Below are 5,263 nucleotides of genomic sequence, written 5' to 3'. Positions count from 1 at the left end.
AGATGTCAAAATCGTGGCGTACAACAGCTATGGTCTCGTAGCTGTAAGGTCAGCTAATGTAATCGTGAAGCCCACGGACACGCTTAACATACTACCAAACTGGTCGTTCGAATGGGATGTCGACAATGACATGAATCCCGATGGCTGGCGCCCCTACTATAATGGTTTCATATACGATACCTCGGGAACCTGCGCATACTCCGGGCACAGGTCAATAATGTGCCAAAGCACCACCGATGATTCCTCGTACGGCGCATACATGGTTCTCGACATAAACCAAACGACTCCCAAGGACCTTCTGATTTTCGGCTATTCGAAAGCTGAATCAGTAGGCGGGGTGGAAAACAATCACTACTCAATTTATGTCGATGGCTACTGCGCAGATGGCACAAGACTTTACGGCGAGTGCGCAAGATTCCACGTGGGAACTCACGACTGGCAATATTCATCACACATAATACATCCACCATCCCCCATAAGAAGAATAATTCTCTATGCCCTGTTCAGACGACACACAGGAAAAGTATGGTTCGACCATTTTGGAGTTTACGAGATAACCAGCACGAGTGAAAAATACTTTAACAAACCCAAAACCATATCAATAATCGCTTTCCCAAACCCATTCAATAAAGCCACACACATTCTGACCCCCGAAATTGGCGGTGTAAAAACCAAAACTCAAAAGTTCGTCGACATATATGACATTACAGGGCATATAATAGCAAAACTCCCCACGAAATATGGAAGCGCCACATGGAAACCCCAAAACGAAATCGGAAGCGGCATATATTTTAAAGTTCGTAGACATATATGACATTACAGGGCATATAATAGCAAAACTCCCCACGAAAGATGGAAGCGCCACTTGGAAACCCCAGAACGAAATCGGAAGCGGCATATACTTTGCCAGCATAAAAATCAACGGAAAAAGCTACTTCGCAAAACTAATCTATATTAAATAAAGCGCTATTAAATCATGTGTTTGCTAAAAGCCCGTTCTATGGCTATCTTTAACTCGCTATGGCAAAGAACAAAAATGTTATGACATACCCTCTAAGCAGGCTACCATCGCGGATAATAACGGTTCCCAATCTTCTCACACTGGCAAGAATGATACTCCTTCCATTCCTTATTTACGCGCTGAGTGTGCGCAACATATACGGCTACGGACCAGCAGTAAAAGTAGGAATACTCATGATCGCAACCGACCTCCTCGATGGCTTTATCGCGAGAAAATTTAATCAGCACTCAAAGCTCGGAAGCATTATCGACCCTATGTCCGATAAAATAATAATAGCAACACTCGGAATCTACTTTTCTGTTACCAGAGAACTGCCCCTATGGGTTGCGTTTTTCATCGTGATAAGAGAACTGCTTATAATAACCATGGGTACCATCCTCGTTATCCAATACAAACACATACTTTCGACGCACATTACTGGAAGGCTCAGCCCACTGATTTGGGGAGCAGTGTTTATTTTCACAGCTATGGGGGCGAAAACGCCCGCTTACACGCTGCTTTACTTCGCGGTAATTTTCACGGTGTATTCAAGCTTTGTTTACATAAAATCCTTCATAAAAGCTGTATCGGAGGCATGAAATGAGACAATTTATCGTTGTTGGACTTGGAAAATTTGGCATGGAAGTAGCGTTGGCGCTCGCCTCAAATGGCATGCAGGTTTTAGCTATCGACAAAGATCCACGAAAAACCGAAGCTATAGCTGACAAAGTCACCTATGCCGTTCGTGCTGATGCTACCGATCAAAAAGAACTGGCCGCACTCGGACTTTCAGGTGCTGATGCCGCCATCGTGTCGTTAGGCAACAAAATTGAGGATTCCGTTCTCGCTACGATGATACTAAAGGAATTCGGCATTCCCGAGGTTATTGTTAAGGGCATAAGTAAGGAGCACGGTAAAATCCTCAAACTCGTCGGCGCAACCGAGGTAGTGTTTCCCGAGGAAGACATGGCGCGAAAAATAGCGCAGAAAATAATGCATCCAAACATTATAGAACACATTCCATTACTCCCGGACTACTCGATAGTGGAGATAATAGCTCCAAAAACATTTCAGGGAAAAACACTTCTCGAACTAAACCTTAGACGCGAATACGGCGTAGAGGTCCTTATGATAAGGCGCGGAACCAATGTTAGAATGGTCCCCGCAGCGACAATGGAAAAAATTCAAGAAGGCGACATACTACTTATGCTCGGCAAAAACGAAGATCTCGAAAAGATCCGACAGATGGAATAACTCGAAAGCTTTCTGGAGGAGAAGTTGTGCGGTATCGCGGGAATATGGCACGCTGGAGACACAAGTATCCTTTCCTTAATGCTTGACAGGCTCGCTCATCGCGGACCGGATGCCAAGGGAATATACGAAAACCATGAAAGTAACCTTTTTCTTGGTCACAGACGGCTCAGAATAATTGACCTGTCCCCTCAAGCCGACCAGCCCATGACATCATCCGACGGACGATTCGTCATTACCTACAACGGCGAAGTCTATAACTTTCGAGAAATAAGAAAAAAACTGGAACAGCTTGGGCTCAGATTCAAAACAAAAAGCGATACTGAAGTCGTGCTAAATGCGCTGATAACATGGGGAACCGATTGCTTGAAGGAATTTGAGGGCATGTTCGCATTCGCCCTGTGGGACAACGAGAAAAGGAAACTGATCCTTGTGCGAGATAGATTCGGAGTTAAACCACTTTACTTCTGGCAAAAAGGAAATTCAATAATTTTCGCATCCGAGTTAAAAGCAATCCTTGAGCACCCAACCATAAACCGCGAATTGAACCTCTCTGCACTGGCTGATTTCCTCGAGCTTGGATACATACCGGAACCCAAAAGCATAATAAAAGGCGTACACAAAGTGCCAGCAGGAACTATTCTCGAATTCTCCGAAAACGATGCCGAACCGAAAATAAAAAGATTCTTCTCACCCCAGAATTTTTTCGGAGAAAAGCGTCACGAAAAGGATTCCCTGCTTACTGACGAGCTCTTAGAAATTCTCGAGCGGGCTTTTACGAGGCGAATAATAGCCGATGTTCCTATAGGGGTATTCCTTAGCGGTGGTATAGATTCATCGCTTCTTGCCGCAATACTTGCGCGTAAAGTCGATAAACTGCGCACATTCACCATAGGCTTTCCAGTGAAAAAATTCGATGAATCGCGCTTTGCTCGAAAAGTAGCAGATATTATCGGCGCAGACCACACCGAGCTTACGTGCACACCCGATGATGTAAAGAAATGCCTTCTTGAGATTCCACATGTCTACGATGAGCCCTTCGGCGACCAATCAGCCGTGCCTACGATGCTCGTTTCAAAACTCGCGGGTCAAAGTGTTAAAGTAGCGTTGTCGGCTGAAGGTGGGGATGAGTTTTTCGCAGGCTACACACGATACAACCTTGCGATGCGCTGGCTCTCGACACCGACTGTCCTAAAATCGCTGGCAACAAAGGTCCCTACTGGAATACGCTCAGCTGCTCTGAAAATTCTCGGGATTAAAGACCCCGGAACCAAGTCTATAAGGCTAAACTGGCTTTCGAAGGCACACTCAAAAAAGGAGCTTTATACCGCCGCTGTACGGTATTTTGCACCGCGTGAGATTGAAATGCTTACAGGAGTTGAACCAGCTCACAACGATTGGACACTCAGCGAGATCGACGATTCCCACCATCCTCTTGATTTTCTCAGACTTGCCGACATCGTAATGTACCTAAGGGACGACATTCTCGTTAAAACAGATCGCGCCACTATGGCGTACAGTCTTGAGGGCCGCGAACCATTTCTGGACGGCGAACTACTCAGTTTTGCTGCATCGCTGCCTCATGAGATGCTGATAAAAAACGGGCAAAGCAAGTACATCCTGCGCAAATTGCTTGCTCGATTTCTTCCCAAGGAAATAACGCAACGACCAAAACATGGTTTCGGAATGCCGCTTGGAGTGTGGTTCAGGAAAGAACTTTCGGAAATAGCAAAAAGTACTCTCTCAGAAAGCAGAATTAAGAGACTTAACTTCTTAGATTATAAGGAATTACGAAAGATTATCGATTCAAAGCCAAAAAATGCATTGAATACCAACAGATTGTGGCTTGTCACGATGCTTGTTTTATGGGCAGAAAAGTGGCTTTAATCACCTTTTAACCATAGACTTCTGAGCAAGAAGCCTTACTGCAACATCTCCACCAGTAGGTTTAATAACAATCTTGTGGGTACTTTTTCCTGAGAGCTTGATACGCACCTTATTCGCCCGTGATGGTAAAAGTTTTTTGTCGTTTCGGAAGTACGACTGGGAGGATTTCTCAGTTTCAAAGTCGTAAACCGTTTTCTTCCCATCCACGGTAACGACGAGTGAATATCGTTGCGTGCCAAGCATACCAGGCTGATAGATAAGCCTCGAATAAATAACGATAGTCCCCGAGCCAAATATAGTATACTCAGCGGGTTTTAAGGATGTCGCCTTACTATATATAAACTCCCTTTCATTATTGATCAGCGAAAGCGTACCCGCCGACTTAATCGGTTGAATGACCACGAAGCTTTTAGGCATCGTTACCGCGCGAACAAGTATGTCACCATCACCTCTTATGCGAATCTTTTTTGCGACTCTCGGGGCTTTGAGTTTAACCACTGTTGCTTTGGTAATGGCACCAACTCCCTTGGCATAAGCCTTTCTGGATTTGTCATGCTTAATTTTTACTCGCTTATACTTTTGACCGTTTATGTAAATATCTACCCAACCAGCGGTATTTTTCGTCAGGCTCGTGCGCACAAAAATCTTAAGCCTCTTGGCTTTACCAACCTTGAAATCCAGAGATCCACCTTTTTTAGCCAGATAGTATGTGTATGATTTACCGGCAACTGTAACTTTCACAACTTTGGCTTTCTTAGCGGGTTTAAGGCTTACTGCGCAAGCCAGAACGGAAAAGCCCAAAATAAGCAGTAACAAAGAAAGCTTTTTCATGGCTTTCTCCTTCGTGAAACTTATTTGTATTGAAAAAATACTAAAAAATAAGTAAAATTCAATAATGAAACGATTTTGGGCATTAATAGTTTTCATATCGCTTGGTTTTGGGCAAAATGTATTCAGCGTCCGCGACACCATTAAAATAGGAATCCCTATAATCCCAGCCTCAGTAGTTATCGTATGCGGCGACGACACTATTCCACGCGATTCTGTTATCATAAAAGCCGATGGGACAATAATTTTTTCGTCAAAACCACACTGCGACTCGGTTAAAATAAACTACTTCCCTGC

Annotated in this window: 7 protein-coding genes; 6 read left to right on the top strand and 1 reads right to left on the bottom strand. The window is 44.3% G+C overall.

The window, feature by feature from the left end; genetic code table 11:
• From J7J62_02500 to asnB, 5 genes are all read left to right on the top strand, one after another.
• Positions 1–814, top strand: an 814-nt coding sequence (locus tag J7J62_02500) for a hypothetical protein (GenBank protein MCD6124024.1), incomplete at its 5' end; no start/stop codon positions are given.
• Positions 741–962 carry a T9SS type A sorting domain-containing protein gene (locus J7J62_02495; protein ID MCD6124023.1) on the top strand — a complete coding sequence of 74 codons (222 nt, stop codon included), beginning with the start codon at positions 741–743 and terminating at the stop codon, positions 960–962. The genes J7J62_02500 and J7J62_02495, both read left to right, overlap by 74 nt.
• 58 nt (positions 963–1,020) lie before the next feature.
• Entirely contained in the window at positions 1,021–1,599 is a 579-nt protein-coding gene (locus J7J62_02490; GenBank protein ID MCD6124022.1) for a CDP-alcohol phosphatidyltransferase family protein, read from the top strand.
• A gap of 1 nt (position 1,600) precedes the next feature.
• Positions 1,601–2,254 carry a TrkA family potassium uptake protein gene (locus tag J7J62_02485; protein ID MCD6124021.1) on the top strand — a complete coding sequence of 218 codons (654 nt, stop codon included), beginning with the start codon at positions 1,601–1,603 and terminating at the stop codon, positions 2,252–2,254.
• A gap of 24 nt (positions 2,255–2,278) precedes the next feature.
• Positions 2,279–4,138 carry an asparagine synthase (glutamine-hydrolyzing) gene (gene asnB, locus J7J62_02480; GenBank protein ID MCD6124020.1) on the top strand — a complete coding sequence of 620 codons (1,860 nt, stop codon included), beginning with the start codon at positions 2,279–2,281 and terminating at the stop codon, positions 4,136–4,138.
• Here asnB and J7J62_02475 read toward each other — a convergent pair whose 3' ends face one another.
• On the bottom strand, positions 4,139–4,969 hold the full coding sequence (locus tag J7J62_02475) for a hypothetical protein (GenBank protein MCD6124019.1): 831 nt from the start codon (positions 4,967–4,969) through the stop codon (positions 4,139–4,141). It abuts the gene before it with no gap.
• 64 nt (positions 4,970–5,033) lie between these two features.
• On the opposite strand from J7J62_02475, the gene J7J62_02470 reads away from it, so the two are divergent.
• Positions 5,034–5,263, top strand: a 230-nt coding sequence (locus tag J7J62_02470) for a hypothetical protein (protein MCD6124018.1), incomplete at its 3' end; no start/stop codon positions are given.

The organism is bacterium (assembly GCA_021159335.1).
GTDB lineage: Bacteria > UBP14 > UBA6098 > B30-G16 > B30-G16 > JAGGRZ01.
The sequence above is the reverse complement of the archived record's forward strand: the minus strand, read 5'-3'. Positions and strand labels throughout refer to the sequence as shown.

Bases quoted from the DNA above. Each gene is read 5' to 3' on its own strand.
- J7J62_02495 (MCD6124023.1), top strand. From the start codon at position 741: ATGGAAGCGCCACATGGAAACCCCAAAACGAAATCGGAAGCGGCATAT.
- J7J62_02490 (MCD6124022.1), top strand. From the start codon at position 1,021: ATGGCAAAGAACAAAAATGTTATGACATACCCTCTAAGCAGGCTACCA.
- J7J62_02485 (MCD6124021.1), top strand. From the start codon at position 1,601: ATGAGACAATTTATCGTTGTTGGACTTGGAAAATTTGGCATGGAAGTA.
- J7J62_02475 (MCD6124019.1), bottom strand. From the start codon at position 4,969: ATGAAAAAGCTTTCTTTGTTACTGCTTATTTTGGGCTTTTCCGTTCTG.